General features: G+C 41.2%; 15 protein-coding genes. All 15 read right to left on the minus strand.

The window, feature by feature from the left end:
- Positions 1 to 12: 12 nt before the first annotated feature.
- The 15 genes from BLS24_RS03875 to ymfI all read right to left on the minus strand — a co-directional run bounded on the left by BLS24_RS03875 (position 13) and on the right by ymfI (position 16,519).
- A complete protein-coding gene (locus BLS24_RS03875; RefSeq protein ID WP_071176870.1) occupies positions 13 to 804 on the minus strand; it encodes an electron transfer flavoprotein subunit beta/FixA family protein in 792 nt (263 codons plus the stop codon).
- Positions 805 to 840: 36 nt separating this feature from the next.
- Positions 841 to 2,001, minus strand: a complete 1,161-nt coding sequence (locus tag BLS24_RS03880; protein ID WP_071176871.1) for an acyl-CoA dehydrogenase — start codon at positions 1,999 to 2,001, stop codon at positions 841 to 843.
- Between the two features lie 26 nt (positions 2,002 to 2,027).
- Complete coding sequence (locus tag BLS24_RS03885; RefSeq protein ID WP_071176872.1) at positions 2,028 to 2,903, minus strand: 3-hydroxyacyl-CoA dehydrogenase family protein; 876 nt, start codon at positions 2,901 to 2,903, stop codon at positions 2,028 to 2,030.
- A gap of 39 nt (positions 2,904 to 2,942) precedes the next feature.
- Entirely contained in the window at positions 2,943 to 3,737 is a 795-nt protein-coding gene (locus BLS24_RS03890; protein WP_091756302.1) for an enoyl-CoA hydratase-related protein, read from the minus strand.
- Between the two features lie 68 nt (positions 3,738 to 3,805).
- Positions 3,806 to 4,996 carry an acetyl-CoA C-acetyltransferase gene (locus tag BLS24_RS03895; RefSeq protein WP_091756305.1) on the minus strand — a complete coding sequence of 397 codons (1,191 nt, stop codon included), beginning with the start codon at positions 4,994 to 4,996 and terminating at the stop codon, positions 3,806 to 3,808.
- Between the two features lie 187 nt (positions 4,997 to 5,183).
- A complete protein-coding gene (gene hpf, locus BLS24_RS03900) occupies positions 5,184 to 5,714 on the minus strand; it encodes a ribosome hibernation-promoting factor, HPF/YfiA family (protein ID WP_091756307.1) in 531 nt (176 codons plus the stop codon).
- A gap of 337 nt (positions 5,715 to 6,051) precedes the next feature.
- Complete coding sequence (locus tag BLS24_RS03905; RefSeq protein WP_091756309.1) at positions 6,052 to 7,560, minus strand: alpha-N-arabinofuranosidase; 1,509 nt, start codon at positions 7,558 to 7,560, stop codon at positions 6,052 to 6,054.
- Between the two features lie 14 nt (positions 7,561 to 7,574).
- The gene (locus BLS24_RS03910) at positions 7,575 to 8,471 is read right to left on the minus strand and encodes a carbohydrate ABC transporter permease (protein ID WP_091756311.1); all 897 of its coding nucleotides are present in this window, start codon (positions 8,469 to 8,471) and stop codon (positions 7,575 to 7,577) included.
- 24 nt (positions 8,472 to 8,495) lie between these two features.
- A complete protein-coding gene (locus tag BLS24_RS03915) occupies positions 8,496 to 9,419 on the minus strand; it encodes an ABC transporter permease (protein WP_207647963.1) in 924 nt (307 codons plus the stop codon).
- 70 nt (positions 9,420 to 9,489) lie between these two features.
- A complete protein-coding gene (locus tag BLS24_RS03920; RefSeq protein WP_176764319.1) occupies positions 9,490 to 11,136 on the minus strand; it encodes an ABC transporter substrate-binding protein in 1,647 nt (548 codons plus the stop codon).
- Positions 11,137 to 11,342: 206 nt separating this feature from the next.
- On the minus strand, positions 11,343 to 12,371 hold the full coding sequence (locus BLS24_RS03925) for a LacI family DNA-binding transcriptional regulator (RefSeq protein WP_091756315.1): 1,029 nt from the start codon (positions 12,369 to 12,371) through the stop codon (positions 11,343 to 11,345).
- Between the two features lie 170 nt (positions 12,372 to 12,541).
- Positions 12,542 to 13,879, minus strand: a complete 1,338-nt coding sequence (locus tag BLS24_RS03930; protein WP_242872224.1) for a C40 family peptidase — start codon at positions 13,877 to 13,879, stop codon at positions 12,542 to 12,544.
- A 104-nt stretch (positions 13,880 to 13,983) separates the two neighbouring features.
- The gene (gene trxB, locus BLS24_RS03935) at positions 13,984 to 14,922 is read right to left on the minus strand and encodes a thioredoxin-disulfide reductase (protein ID WP_091756318.1); all 939 of its coding nucleotides are present in this window, start codon (positions 14,920 to 14,922) and stop codon (positions 13,984 to 13,986) included.
- A 98-nt stretch (positions 14,923 to 15,020) separates the two neighbouring features.
- On the minus strand, positions 15,021 to 15,797 hold the full coding sequence (locus BLS24_RS03940) for a Cof-type HAD-IIB family hydrolase (protein ID WP_091756320.1): 777 nt from the start codon (positions 15,795 to 15,797) through the stop codon (positions 15,021 to 15,023).
- Entirely contained in the window at positions 15,797 to 16,519 is a 723-nt protein-coding gene (gene ymfI / locus BLS24_RS03945; RefSeq protein ID WP_091756322.1) for an elongation factor P 5-aminopentanone reductase, read from the minus strand. The genes BLS24_RS03940 and ymfI overlap by 1 nt, the downstream gene beginning before the upstream one ends.
- Positions 16,520 to 16,612: the final 93 nt, after the last annotated feature.

Consider the following 16,612-nt stretch of genomic DNA (forward strand, 5'->3'; position numbering starts at 1 on the left):
CTTAAACAAATTTTAGATGACGTGCTTCTCTGTAAGCTTACCTACGATATACTGAACTGCTTCGTCAGCTGAATCAGGAGTAACCTTTTCACCCTGACCCTTCTTAACCTTATCAGAAGCCTTTGCGATCTGTGTAGGTGATCCCTTAAGACCAAGGTTAGAATCGTCAACATCCTTAAGATCTGCTCTTCCCCAAACTGTAACTTCCTTGTCGAAAGCATCGAAGATTCCGCCAGGAGTCATATATCTAGGCTCGTTGAGCTCTGAAAGAGCTGTTACAAGACAAGGCATCTTAGCCTTTACGATGTGATATCTATCCTCGAACTGTCTCTTAACTTCTACAGTTCCAGCCTTCTCATCAACCTTAATCTCTTCTGCGTATGAGATTACAGGAAGGTGAAGGTGCTCAGAAATCTGAGGACCAACCTGAGCTGTATCACCATCGATAGCCTGACGGCCTGTGATGATGAGATCATAATCAAGATTTCTAAGTGCTCCAGCAATTGTTGAAGATGTTGCCCAAGTATCAGCACCACCGAGTACTCTATCTGTTACAAGAACAGCCTTATCAGCACCCATTGCCATAGCCTCTCTAAGAACAGCATCAGCCTTAGGAAGTCCCATAGTAAGAACTGTAACCTCTGCGCCATACTGATCCTTTAATCTAAGTGCTGCCTCAAGACCTGCTTTGTCATCAGGGTTCATGATAGCAAGCATTGCACCTCTATCCAATGTTCCATCGGGTTTGAACTTAACGCCGCCCTTTGTATCAGGGACCTGCTTAATGCAAACTACAACTTTCATTTTATTGTCTCCTTCTATTATTCTCAAAATAAGTGATTACTTTAACAGTGCACCAGAGATAACCATTCTCTGAACTTCTGAAGTTCCTTCGTAGATCTCTGTGATCTTAGCATCACGCATCATACGCTCAACTTCGTACTCTCTGATGTAACCGTAACCACCATGGAGCTGTACAGCCTTAGTTGTAACATCCATAGCAACTTCTGCTGCGAAAAGCTTAGCCTTAGCAGCTTCTACAGAATAAACATCTTTCTTCTTCTTTGCATCTGCTGCGTTGTAAACAAGAAGTTTAGCAGCTTCGCACTGTGTTGCCATGTTAGCAAGCTGGAACTGTGTATTCTGGAAAGCGCCGATAGCTCTACCGAACTGCTTTCTCTCTTTTACGTACTCAACTGTTCTGTCAAGAGCACCCTCTGCAATACCAAGAGCCTGAGCAGCGATACCAATACGTCCGCCATCAAGAGTGTGCATAGCAATTGGGAATCCCTTTCCACGAGCACCAAGAAGGTTCTCTGCTGGGATATGGCAATCCTGGAAGATAAGCTCGTATGTTGATGAACCACGGATACCCATCTTGTTTTCCTTTGTACCGAATGTGAATCCAGGAGTTCCCTTCTCAACGATAAATGCTGAGAACTTCTTCTGCTTTCTACCCTTCTTGTCTTCTACGATATCTGTATAAGCGATGATGATATAAACATCAGCAACTTCACCGTTTGTGATAAAGCACTTAGATCCGTTAAGAACCCACTCTTTACCATCTTCTGTAAGAACAGCCTTTGTCTGAACGCCCTGAGCATCTGTACCAGCCATAGGCTCTGTAAGACCAAATGCGCCGAGCTTCTCACCCTTTGCAAGAGGTACAAGGTACTTCTGCTTCTGCTCTTCTGTACCATATGTAAGAATAGGATCGCAGCAAAGTGATGTGTGAGCAGATACGATAACTGCTGTTGTACCACAAACCTTTGCAAGCTCCTCTACACACATAACGTATGTAAGAGGGTCACAACCCTGTCCGCCATACTCCTTAGGGATAGGAATACCCATGAAACCATACTTCTGCATCTTCTTAACGGTTTCCATTGGGAATACCTCTGTCTCGTCAACCTCTATTGCGTTTGGCTTTACTTCTTTTTCTGCAAAATCTTTGAAAAGAGCTCTTGCCATTTCATGTTGCTGATCAAGCTGAAAATCCATTATATTTTCCTCCATTTAATAAAATATTACATGCGATCTGTAGGAACCTTGTTTCCATCTGCATAGTTGTAGAATCCGATTCCTGTCTTAACACCAAGCTTCTTACCACGAACCATCTTACGAAGGAGTGGGCAAGCACGGTACTTGCTGTCACCTGTCTCTGAGTAAAGAACATCCATGATTGCAAGAACGATATCAAGTCCGATGTAGTCACCGAGCTCAAGTGGTCCCATTGGGTGATTGCAACCAAGCTTCATAGCTGTGTCAATACCCTGAATATCTGAAACGCCCTCTGAATATACGAAGATACCTTCGTTGATCATAGGAACAAGGATTCTGTTTACTACGAAACCTGCAGCTTCGTTAACCTGTACAGGTGTCTTTCCAAGGTCTTCAGAGATCTTCTTGATCTTGTCAACCATGTCGTCAGGTGTGTTAGCACCCTGGATAACTTCAACGAGCTTCATAACAGGAGCTGGATTGAAGAAGTGCATACCAATGATAGGCTTTGAAAGGCCTGCACCGATCTCTGTGATTGAAAGAGATGATGTGTTTGATGCAAAGATGCAATCAGGATTCTTAACAATGTTCTCCTGAAGCTCTTTGAAGAGGTTCTTCTTGATATCCATAACTTCAAGAGCAGCCTCAACTACAAGATCAGCATCTGCACAGATATCGTTAAGACCTGTCTGGATCTTACCTGTGATCTTATCAGCTTCCTCCTGAGTCTTCTTTCCCTTAGCAACCTGCTTATCAAGACCCTTCTTGATCTTAGCAAATCCGCCCTCTGCAAACTCAGTCTTGATATCGCAAAGATATACTTTCTCTACGCTCTCAGCCTGAGCAAATGTCTGAGCAATTCCTGATCCCATTGTACCTGCGCCAATAACAGCTACTTTCATTTTAAATTCCTCCTATAATGTTTATTATCTATGAAAAAGTTATGCGTTCTTGAATGCAACAACCTTAACCTTAGCTGGGTCATCTTTCTTTCTAAGGAAGTTAGCCATTCCTTCTCTCTGATCTTCTGATTCGAAGCATGAACCAAAGAGCTTCTCTTCGATTACAAGTGCATTGTCGATATCTGTCTGAAGACCATCGTTGATTGCCTTCTTGCATGCTCTAACAGCGATAGGAGCATTAGCAGCGATCTGAGAAGCCATCTTCTCTGCAGCTGCAAGGAGCTCTTCCTGTGGATATACAGCATTTACAAGACCAATTCTGTAAGCCTCGTCAGCCTTGATGTTACGTGCTGTGTAGATAAGCTGCTTAGCCATTCCAGCGCCAATAAGACGAGCAAGTCTCTGTGTTCCACCAAATCCAGGTGTGATTCCAAGACCAACCTCTGGCTGACCAAACATAGCATTCTCTGAGCAGATACGAATATCGCAGCTCATTGAGATCTCACATCCGCCGCCAAGTGCAAATCCGTTGATAGCAGCAATTACTGGAAGTGGGAACTGCTCGATCTTACGGAAAATATCATTTCCCTTCTTACCAAAAGCTTCTCCCTCTGCCTTAGAAAGTGTGCTCATCTCTCCGATATCTGCTCCAGCAACAAATGACTTGTCCCCAGCGCCTGTAAGAACAACTGCTCTTACTACGTTAGTATCAATGCTGTCGAAGGCAGCCTCAAGATCATCAAGAACCTGTGAGTTAAGAGCGTTGAGCGCCTCTGGACGATTGATTGTTACGATTGCAATTGTGTCTTTTACTTCGCAATTAACAAAACTCATATCATTCTCTCCTTTACGTTGATAAAGCCTGCAGCGTGCTAACACACAGCAGGCTATTATTTATAAGATTATTCGTACTTCTCCACAATGGTTGCGCAGCCCATTCCGCCACCGATGCAAAGAGTTGCAAGACCCTTCTTAGCATCAGCTCTTCTACCCATCTCATGAAGAAGAGTAACAAGAATACGGCATCCTGAAGCTCCAACTGGATGTCCAAGTGCGATAGCACCACCGTTAACGTTAACCTTGCTCATATCGAATCCAAGGTCCTTAGCAACTGCAACTGACTGAGCTGCAAATGCCTCGTTAGCCTCGATAAGATCGATGTTGTCAAGTGAAAGACCAGTCTTCTTAAGAACCTTCTGTGTAGCAGCAACAGGTCCGATACCCATAATCTCAGGCTCAACACCAGCAAGTGCTCCACCTACCCATGTAGCCATAGGCTTGATTCCAAGTTCCTTAGCCTTCTCTTCGCTCATTACAACTACTGCTGCAGCACCATCATTGATACCTGAAGCGTTACCAGCTGTAACAAGACCGCCCTCTTTACCAGAGCAGCATTTAAGCTTTGAAAGGCTCTCAGCTGTTGTACCAGCACGAGGACCCTCGTCTGTCTTGAACTCAACGATTTCCTTCTTAACCTTTACAGGAACAGGAACAATCTCATCGTTGAACTTACCTTCTGCCATAGCCTTTTCACACTTCTGCTGTGAATTAGCTGAGAACTCATCGAGTTCTTCTCTTGTAAGGTTCCATCTGTCGCAGATGTTCTCTGCTGTGATCATCATGTGATAGTGATTGAATGCATCTGTAAGAGCGTCGTTTACCATTGTATCTACAACTGTACCGTTGTTCATACGATATCCGAAACGTGCATTTGGAAGTGCGTAAGGAGCCATTGACATGTTCTCCATACCACCAGCTACAACTATATCAGCCTCGCCTGCTTTGATGAGGTCAGCTGCCATATTGACACAGTTAAGACCAGAACCGCAAACTACGTTGAGTGTAACTGCAGGAGTCTCGATTGGAAGACCTGCCTTGATTGATGCCTGTCTTGCAACGTTCTGTCCAAGACCTGCCTGAATAACGCATCCCATAAGGACTTCATCAACCTGCTCAGGCTTTACACCAGCTCGATTAAGTGCCTCCTTAATAACAATAGATCCAAGTTCTGCTGCAGGAGTATTGCTGAGAGCTCCACCCATCTTACCGATGGCTGTTCTAACAGCACCTGCGATAACAACTTTCTGTGCCATATTAAATTCCTCCATAATGTTTTTTGGTAGATTATCCTATGCTGGAAGCCAGCGAATAATCACATTGATAAAAATTTATCAGAACAGATTAATTCTAGCATACACCTTAGACAAATGCAACAAAAATAACTCCCTTTCGGGAGTTATTTTATAAAAAGTCAATAATTTGATATTTTTTTAACAGTATTTAATTTTCAGGCTCGATCAGTCCGTAAGTATTGCCTTTTCTCTTATATACTACGTTTACCTGATCTGTCTCTGCATTAACAAATACAAAGAAATTATGTCCGAGAAGTTCCATCTGTACACAAGCATCCTCAGCATACATAGGCTTTGGATCGAATTTCTTCAAACGCTCGATTCTGATCTCTTCCTCATCCATATACTCGCTGTCAATGTACTCTTTCTTGAAGTTGCTGGCCTCTGCCTGCTGTTTGTCAACAAGTTTGCTCTTGTACTTCTTGAGCTGTCTCTCAATGACCTCTTCTACAAGATCGATAGATACATACATGTCGTTGCTGATCTGCTCAGCACGAATGATCTTACCTTTAACGGGAATGGTAACCTCAATCTTATGCCTTTCCTTGTCCACATTAAGTGTAACGTTAGCAATTGTATCAGGAGTGAAATACTTTTCAAGCTTTCCGATCTTCTCCTCAACTGCTGCCTTTAATCCGGGTGTCACATCAATGTTCTTTCCTACGATAGTAAATCTCATGCAATCATCCCCTTTGCTACCGCCATAGCCAGCTAAAATTCACTGACTAAAGACTTTTTATTTATGAAGATATTATACCATTTTGGAAAGTGTATATGCAATTCAATCCAGCTCATTTTGCTTTTTGTAAGAAATGCACAAATAAATATCTATCGCTTTTTATTGTGTAAAATATATTTGTAATTAACCTTTTTTGTGGACATTGTGGATAACTTCGTGTATAAGTCCAAAAATCTGCATTTGCAACTTGTGGATTGTGGAAAACTTTTGAACAATGTATGAAAAAAAAATTATTTTTTGATGTTGACTTTTTCCTTTATGTGCAAATTGGAGAATTTTACTTTCCGCAAATCCTTAAGGTGACAAGGCTACAAGGTGGTATTGTCACCTTTAAGACTTTTCCACATGCCTCAAAGCCCTCAAATTTCTTTTCCACAACTTTTTCAGGATCATCAAAGCTGTTGTAATCCTTCATATCGCCAGACAAAATGGCGCCTTCTACTGATCCCACTTCCTTTTCTCTAAGATCAATCTCAACGATATTATCCTTATCCACATCAATATTATTTAGAGTAACAGTTATTATTCCATCCTTGTCAATAGATACTGACTCATTAATATTTGAAGCAACATCCTCACCTATACCGATCTTTTCATCGCCTTCAAGATAGCTTTCAAGAAGATCAGCATCCTGGTGATGTCTGTACATATGAAATACATGATAGGTTGGCGTCAGTACCATCTTGTCATCCTCAGTAAGGATAACTGACTGAAGCACATTTACTATCTGAGCAAGACATCCCATCTTAACTCTGTCAGAATGCTTATTAAAAATATTGAGCGTAGCGCCAGCAACCTGAGCATCACGCATAGAATTTTGCTGATAAAGAAATCCCGGATTAGTTCCCTCTTCCACATCATGCCAGCATCCCCACTCATCAACCAGCATAGCGATCTCTTTCTTAGGATCATACTCAGACATGATATGGTCATTTATAGTAATTATCTCATCCATATAATATGCCTTACGCATAGCCCTATAATATTCTTCTTTTGAGAATTCTTTTGCACTGCCCTTATGTTCCCAATCATTTACAACAACATAGTAATGAACAGAAAAGCCGTCCATGAAGCCATGGGTTCCCTTAGGTGCAGGATGTCTATAGCAGGTTTCAAGAATTTCTCTTGTCCACTTGTAGTCATCTGCATTTGGCCCACAGCAAACCTTTTTGATAGGCTTATTACCGTTGTAGCAACGAACATAGGTCTGATAATTTCTATATTTATTGCCGTAATAGTCAGCAGTCATATTGCCGCCGCAGCCCCAGTTCTCGTTGCCAACGCCAAAATAATCAACAGTCCAGCTTTCCTCATGTCCATTTGCTTTTCTAAGGTCAGCCATTGGAGAAACACCGTTAAAGGTCATATATTCAACCCACTCGCTCATTTCTCTGACTGTTCCGCTTCCAACATTACCATTAACATAAGTTTTGCAGCCAAGCTGCTTACAAAGCTCAAAATACTCATGGGTTCCAAAGCTGTTATCCTCAATAACGCCTCCCCAATGGGTATTTATCATTTTCTTTCTCTTTTCCTTTGGACCTATACCGTCCATCCAGTGGTACTCGTCAGCAAAGTTTCCGCCTGGCCAACGAAGTACCGGAATCTTAATGTCTTTTAACGCATCAACAACGTCTCTGCGCATGCCGTTGACATTATCAATCTTCGAATCATCCCCTACATAAAGCCCACCATAGATACATCTTCCCAGATGTTCACTAAAGTGGCCATAAATCTCAGGCTCTATGTGACTTAATCTACGATTTTCATTTATATGTAATTTCATATATAACCCCTTATTTATCCCTTAACGCCGCCGAGTGTAATACCTTTAACAAAGTTGCCCTGTATAAAAGGATAAGTTACAAGAATTGGTAAAACGCCTACAGTCGCCATGGCCATTCTGACGGAAACAGATGGTATGGAGGCAAGACCTACTCCAGCATCCTGAATATGAGCACTGTTCTGCGACAGATACTGAATATTCTGCATCATCCTGTTAAGCAGATTCTGCACTGAGTAAAGGTCCGTTCTCTTTGTCAGATAAATATAGCCATTCATCCAGTCATTCCAGTAAGCAATTCCTGCGAAAAGACCTATTGTAGCGACTATAGGCTTTGAAAGCGGAAGCACAACACTAAGGAAAGTCTTAAACTCCGAAGCGCCATCGATATAAGCAGCATCTAAGATTTCATTTGGAATGCTACTACAAAAATATGACTTCATAAGAAGTACGTTAAATCCATTCATCAAAAGTCCAGGTATCAGAAGCGCCCAGAAGGTATTTTTGATACCAAGTGTGATTGAATAGACCATGTATGTTGGTACAAGTCCGCCATTAAATAGCAATGTAAAAAATACAAGGAATAACAGTACAGATCTTCCTGGAAGTCCCGGCTTGGACAGAGCATAAGCCAGCATAGTCGTAATAGAAAGAGCTACTGCTGTTCCTACTATTGTCAGAATAATAGATATGCCATACGCATGAAGTACCGAATTACCTGTCTTAAAGATATATTCGTAAGCATATACACTCCATTTTTCAGGAGTAAAAGAATATCCATTGGCAATAAGGGTGTCATTATCTGTAAATGATGAGATAACCAAAAGCACAAATGGCACCACTGCAAGGGCAGACAAGATTATCATTACAATATGAGCAAATATCTGAAAATGTCTTTCTTCTCGAGTTCTCATTTTATCGTCCTTCCTGTCTACTTATTAGAACAATGCATATTCTGGATCTATCTTTTTTACTATCAGATTAGAGCCCAAAACCAGAATAAATCCCACGATAGACTGATACAGACCAGCCGCAGAAGACATGGACATATCGCCAAGCTCCAAAAGTCCTCTATAAACGTAGGTATCAATTGTGTTTGTAACACTAAATAGTGCGCCCTGGTTCTGTGGAACCTGGTAAAAGAGTCCAAAATCTGAATAGAAGATTCTTCCTATTGCCAAAAGAGTCATCATTATAATAGTGGTCTTTAAAAGAGGAATGGTTATCTGAAAGATCTGCTGCCACTTGGAAGCACCGTCAATTGATGCTGATTCATAGATATTTCTATCTATTCCAAGAATGCTGGCAAGATAAATAACACAGTTGTAGCCAATTCCCTTCCAGGCACTTACAAATACCAGAATAAATGGCCAGTATTTCTTTTCCATGTACCAGGAAACAGGATCCATGCCAAGAGGCTTAAGTATCGAGTTATTGATGAATCCATTTTCTGTAGAAAGAAATCCAAATACCAGATAGCTTACGATTACCATAGATATCATGTATGGCAAAAGAATAAAGGACTGATATGCCTTTTTAACCTTGGATGTCAGTTCAGCCAGCAAAATAGCTACAAATATTGCAAGTATTGTGTTGACCAGGATAAATACCAGATTATACACGATAGTGTTTCTGGTGATAACAAAGGCATCCTTGGTAGCAAAGAGATACTTGAAGTTCTTAAAGCCCACAAAGTCTGATCTGAAGATACCTTTTTTAGCATTAAATTTCTTGAAAGCCAGAACCAGACCAGGAAGTGGGAGGTAATTATTTATAAAAAGATATATCAGTCCCGGTGCTGCCATGATATACAGTGGAATATATCTTTTAATGTTTTTTTGTTTAGTCTTTTTTGAAGGCATATTATCACCCTTTCAAGTAATTCATCTTAAGAGAAAAGCCCCCGAAAGAATCGGAGGCTTTTTAACATCTTTAATTGATTCCGTTCTCCTTAGCCCAAGCATCAAGAGCTTCCTGCTTGGCAGCCATATAATCATCAAGTCCTGCAGCCTTAAGAGCATTCTCAAGATCTGCGATACCTTTTTCAGGTTCTACAAAGCCATAAACAACAGATGGTCCATACTCATCGTAAGCATTCTTAAGAGCTGTGTACTCAGAAGCATAATCTGAATTGTCCCATGTAAAGCCAAGAGCCTTTGACTTACATGCACAGTTGTCGTTGAAATCTGAGATCTGCTGACCAAGATCAAGTGGATCTCCCTGCCATACATATGTTACGTATGGGTTAGGCATAAGCCAAAGAACGTTTGGATAATACTCTGAATTGTTTGCATCTACGCCATCAGCATATGTGATCGTTCCATCAGAGTTAACCTGGAAATCCTTGCCTTCCTGTCCCCAGCACATAAGTGTCTCGATTGTTGAGTCTGTGTAAAGAGCATTGAGTACCTGAAGTGTAGCTACAGGGTCCTCTGTGTTCTGATTTACACACCAAGGGAAAGAAGAAATTGATGAAGAACTCATAAAGCTCTCACCTACATCAAATACAACCATATCTCTTCCACACTCACCAGAGATCTGTGTCTTGTATCCAGGCTTACAGCAAGCCATCATAGCCATATATGATCCAGATTTAACCTTTGCAGATGCACCAGTTGTATCTGTAAGAGCATCCTGTGAAAGGTATCCAGCCTGATTCCAATCATATGCTCTCTGTGCCCACTCTTTGAAGATATCTGATGAATAAACATCTTCAATCTTGAGTGAATTCTGAGGATCAAGAAGTGTTCCAAAGTAGTCACCACCGATGTTATCTACTGAGCTACCCTGTGTAAGCTCGTTATCCTGGATAGCCATTACGTACTTATCAGGATATTTTGCATGTAACTGGCTGTAGATCTCGTTGATGTCATCCCATGTAGCCTTAGGATAGCCAAGGTCACTAAGTGGAAGCTTAGAAACATCATATCCGATACCATCGAGGTACTCCTGGCCTACGCAAACTGCACAAGTTTCAATAGCGTAATCCTTGATTGGAGGTGTTCCGTATAATACGCCGCCAACTCTGCAGGCATCAAGATAGTCCTGACGAACCTTTTCCTTAATACCGCCGCAGTAATCATCAAACATTCCATCTTCTTCAAGATCAAGAACATAACCATTGTTGATCGATGAGCTATATCCAAGAATACATGTTGAGAAGATATCTACCTGCTCACCAGATGAAAGCATCAGTTTCATATCATCTCCATAAGCAGCTGAATCAATGATCTGAAGTTCAACATCAAGTCCAAGAGTCTCTTCTGTGTAAGCACAAAGAGCTTCATTTACTCTATCAAGACCTGCTGGTCTTCCTGTCCAGTCAAAGAAAGAAATGACAACCTTCTGATAATTTCCTGACTTCTCAGCTTCTGCCTTTCTATCAGCGATGGCCTGAGCAGCTTTATCTGACTCTACTGCGTCGCCGCCTTCGCTTGTTGCCTCAGTCTCATCAGCACTCTCTGTCTTTTCCTGTGACTTAGCCTGTTCCCCTGTCTCAGTTGCTGCACTGCCACATCCGCTTAATACCATGGCTGCAGTTGTTGCACTTAGCAATAAAGAAGCAATTTTCTTTTTCATAGCATCCTCCATAATTTAGCAACAATTCTTATTTAATTTTCTTCCGGTTATGTTAATCGATTAACTTGATAAATAAAATATATGACAACCCTAATGGGTTGTCAACATGATTTCGTATAAATAATATACATTTTGTTAATAGATAATGAATATATTTGAATTATATTGTGCACTTTCAACAATGTTTAATCGTTTTACTATGCTTGTTACAGTTTCAAAACTGATTCTCTATCGATCAAACGACATGGAACCTTGATCTCATCAGGCACTTCCTTGCCTTCCATCTTGTCAAAAAGAAGCTCCATGGCACTTTTGCCAATCTGCAAACGATCAATTCTCATGGTTGTGAGGCGCGGTGTCATAAAATCAGATATCATCTCATCATCAAATCCCACAATAGATATATCTCTTCCAGCCTGCTTACCCTTTTCAAAAAGGTATTTGTACACACCGCCGGCGTTTCTATCACTCATACAAAAGATTGCTGTGATATCCTTAGACAGTAGTTTTTCTGCGGCTCCATAGCTAAGCTCCTTGCCCCAACCTGCGTAACAAATCAGCTCCGGATTGTACAAGATTCCAGCATCAAAAAGAGCTTTCTGATAGCCTAATACTCTGAGCTTTGTATGGATATTTTCCTGTTCACCTGCCATAACACCGATCTTAGTATGACCTTTTTTGATAAGGTGCTCCACTATGAGCCTTGCACCCTCTTCATCATCGATTACTACAGAAGGAACATCTTTTTCCTGAGAATATGCGTATGCAAGGACTGATGGAATCTGATATTCACTAGGGAACCTGTGAATATTACGGGCATGGCCTGCAACATAGACGATTCCGTCCACTCTGATAGATGCCATCTCCTGAACCGCTGGATCCATGACAGAATAATACATCTTGTCATTGTCAAACCAAAGATCCTGCCATCTGGAATACAGACGAAGGTTCTGAACTATAGTCCTGTAGCCCCTTTCTTCACATACTTCCATGATGCCCTCGATGATCTCAGGAGTAGTGAACTGAACTATATCCTCTGCTATTACGCCTATAGTCTGAGTCTTTTGCTTTCTAAGGCCCTGAGCTACATAGTTTAATTTGTAGCCTCTTTCCTTGACTACGGCCATTACTTTTTCTCTAGTTTCTTCGCTAACTTTATTCTTGCCATTAAGAATATTTGAGACGGTAGCTGTAGAAACCCCACATTCTTTAGCTATCTCTTTTAAGGTTATCATTTTAATTTCCTGCCTCTAACATCAAAAAATCGCAGTACCCACCTGCGGTTAATCGTTTTATTTATTTTATTATACTGGTGGGATTATTGCAAGAAAAGAATAATTATCATCAAGACAATAAAAAAGCCGAATGATAGTTCTCACTACCATTCGGCCAATATTCATAAGAATTAGAAGATTCTTCTGACTGCAAGTACTGTACGGTAATCAGCGTTTGAAATCTTGATACCTGTAGCTGCTGTTGATGCATGAACAATCTGTCCATTACCAATGTAGATAGCTACGTGACCTGAATAACATACAATATCACCAGGCTGAGCATTTGCAAGTCCGTCTACAGCTGCACCTACGCTTCTGTCTGCACCAGATGAATGAGGAAGGCTTACACCGAAGTTAGCGTAAACACTCATTACGAATCCTGAACAGTCAGCACCATTTGTAAGTGATGTGCCGCCATATACATAAGGGTTACCAACAAACTGCTGAGCAAACTGTGATACAGCAGAGCCAATAGAGCTTGTATCTGTTGTATATGAGCTAGCTGAGTTGTAGCTTGCAGTACCTGAAGATTCAGCATTCTTGGAAGTTCCCTTTCTTGCGGCTGCCTGAGCTGCTTCTCTGGCTGCTTTTTCTTTTGCAAGTCTGGCTTCCTCTTCTGCCTTTGATTCAGCTTCTACGAATTCAGTGGAAAGTGTTACATAGTCAAGTGATACATAACCATCACCTTCCTCGATACTAACCTTAACCCATCCGTCAAGCTCTTCTTCAACAACAAGTTCGTCTTCGATAGGAACAAGTCCGAGGACCTCTTCATCTAGTCCTGGGCCACTTCTAACTTTAAGAGTTGTAGTTGTAACTGTTGCAATTCTAGTTCCAACTTCCTTGGCAAGTTCAACAGCATCTTCACCAGTTACGCAGTACTGTGCCTTAACATAACCTTCAACTGTACCAGATTTGATCTTGTACCAGCCATTGTCCTCTTCTATGAAAGTACCTACTGACTTGTCATATAACTTACCAATTATCTCACCGTCTTCTTCACTAGGAAGATTGCGGACATTTACATAATCATTAACCTTTGCAATAACAAGGCTCTTAAAGCGCTCTTCTTCGGCTTCTTCTGCTGTAGAAGCACCTTCAGATGCGCCATCTTTCTTACTAATTACTGCGCCTGTAGCGCTCTGAATATCTTTAAGAATGTTTTCCGTAATAGTTGATGCCAGCGGTGTTTCATCAGTTACTGCTGATGAATTAGCAATTTCACTGTTCGCCTCCTTGCTAGTACTTACTGAGCTGGAATTATCAGTCTTTGGTGAGTTCTCATCAACAGACTGCTGAAGTGCTGAAAGAGAAACCTGATTATCGCCAAGCGCATATGTTATACCTGCCTGTGGCAGAACAGTTTTTACCTTATTGGATGATGCCGCTGAAGCATCAATACTCATATTGGAAAATATAAGGGCAGCTGTCATACCAAGAACGGCAAGCTGCTTTGCTCTATTTTTCAAAGTGGGCCTCCAAATCATCAAAATCAATTGTTACAATTTTTTTCACATTTGATATCAATATACGCCTTTTGATCATTTTTGTCAAATTTTATCAATTTTTCATGTCACTTCTCTTTGCCCACAAGGAAGTCCTGAACCGCAGTAACAGCGTTTGCGCCGTCTGCCACAGCTGTAACGATCTGGCGTAATCTCTTTTGTCTAGAATCACCAGCCACAAACACACCTGCCTTCGAAGTTGCACAATCTTCATCTGCAATTACATAACCTTTTTCATCAAGTTCAACAATATCAGCAAAAAGATCTGTGGAAGGATGTATACCTATAGCAACGAATATACCATCAACATCGAATTTCTGCATTTCTTTGGTCTTAACGTTCTCTATCTGCAGGTGAGTAACCTTATCTTCACCATCGATCTCTTTTACAACGCTATCCCAGATGACTTCCACGTTATCAAGTCCAAAGAGCTCCTCCTGGAGTATCTTGGTTGCTCTGAGCTCATCTCTTCTGTGAATGAGGTAAACCTTGCTGCAGAATCTAGCAAGGAATATAGCATCCTCAACTGCCACATCACCGCCGCCGTTAACAGCTGTGACTTTGCCTCTATAGAATGCTCCATCACAAGTTGCACAGTAGGATACACCCTTACCGATGTATTCTTCTTCACCAGGAATGCCAAGTTTGGAGTGATGGGCACCTGTTGCAAGAAGTACTGTGTGAGTTTCATATGAAGAGTCCTCAGTTACAACCTTAAATACTGGTGCCTTTGTATCAGTACCTTCTGAAACACATTCAATGCCAGTTACAACGCCGTCAACAAACTCTGCGCCAAGCTTATCAGCATGCTCTCTAAACTTCATACCAAGGTCAAATCCGTTAACTCCTGGGATTCCAAGGTAATTATCCACCTCATAGGTATCAATTATCTGGCCTCCGCTCACTGGATTTTTTTCTATAATGATCATGTTAAGTCCAGCTCTTTTAGCATATACTGCTGCTGAAAGTCCCGCTGGTCCTGAACCTACAATAACTAAATCGTACATAGTAGCCTCCTTGAATCAAAAAACAAAATTTAAATTGTGCACAATCGAATTTTATCACTAAATCGTTTTTTGTAAATACTTTTTTTCTAAAATAAAAATTAAATGATGTTGTATTTCTCTAATGCCTTGTATATTCCGTCGTTTTCAAGGAAGTCAGTCACATCATCTGCGTATTTTCTAGCGTCCTCTGATGCTCTGCCCATGGCAATGCCCACATTAGCTGTTATGAGCATCTCTTTGTCATTGATACTATCTCCAAAAGCAATAGTATTCTTGATATCTTCACCAAGAAGCTCGCAAACCTTTTCTATTCCTGTACCTTTATTAAATCCCTTTGGAACCATCTCGCAGATATTCTCAGTGTGAAGCATCACATCATAGAGATCCTCAAGCTCCTTAAAGCAGCTTTCTTTGTCCGCACCATTGGTGTCACAGGAGAGCTTGTTGATCTCCCAGTTACCCCAGTTATCCTTGATTCCAAGGCGCCTGTCACCCATTTCAGTCATGACCTTCATGCCATACATGTCGTCCTTGAAATCTTCATATTCCATATAAAGATACTTTGGTCCCTCGAGAATTGGCTTAAATCCATACCTTCCAATGGTCTCAACTGTTCTGATGCACTCATCCCTAGTAAGAAGCTTATTAAAGATAACTTCGTCTCCATACTCGATCATGCAGCCGCATGCTGACACGATTCCATCAAATCCTATGCCTAAAAGGTCTTTATGCTTGATATGAGCCCTTGCTCGTCCTGAATTGATAAAACACTTATGTCCGTTATTTCTAGCCTTCCTGATGCCTTCTATGGTGCTCTCAGGTATGTAATTCTTGTAATCCCAAATTGTTCCGTCTACGTCAAAAAATAAAACCATTAGATCCAACCACCATCTATCCTAATAATCTGTCCTGTCATATAAGTAGGGGCATCAGCAAGCATCACCGCAAGGCTAGCTACTTCAGCTGTGTCTCCCATTCTTCCAGCAGGAATCTCATCGCAGAGCTCATCAAGATCTTCCTTTGATAGATGCTCTCTGTTCATATCTGTATCTATGACACCGCAGGATATTGCATTAACCTGCACTCCGCTTGGTGCCAGCTCTTTGGCCAGTGCCTTGGTAAAAGAGTTAACGCCGCCCTTAGAGGCAGAATAGGCAACTTCGCATGATGCACCAACTTCGCCCCAAACTGAAGTGATGTTGATGATCCTTCCTGAATGCTTTTTAACCATCATAGGAACCGCAAACTTGGAGGTATTAAACAGGCAGTCAAGATTAGTAGACATCATGCTATCCCAATCTTCTTTTTCCATATCTGTCAAAAGACCTATGAAAGCTACGCCTGCGTTATTGACTACGATGTCGATATCTGGAATTTCTGAAAACATTTCTTTTACCGCCGTGTAATCGCCAGCATCGCATTTATAACAGTGGCAAGTTACACCGTACTCTGCAGTTAGATTCTTTGATAGTTTCCCTAGTTCTTCAATATTCTTTTTACATGTTAAAAAGAGCTCGTCTTTTTCCTTGGCAAAAGCCTCTGCGATTGCTCTTCCTATTCCTCTGGAAGCTCCAGTAATAAGGACTTTTCTGTTCACTTTTTTACCTTTCTATATGCACAAATGCACAACTATTCCTATTCTAACAAAAAAAGCCTGATATGAAACGTTAAAATTTCATATCAGGCCTAA

Source organism: Butyrivibrio sp. INlla18 (genome assembly GCF_900103635.1).
Classification (GTDB): domain Bacteria; phylum Bacillota; class Clostridia; order Lachnospirales; family Lachnospiraceae; genus Butyrivibrio.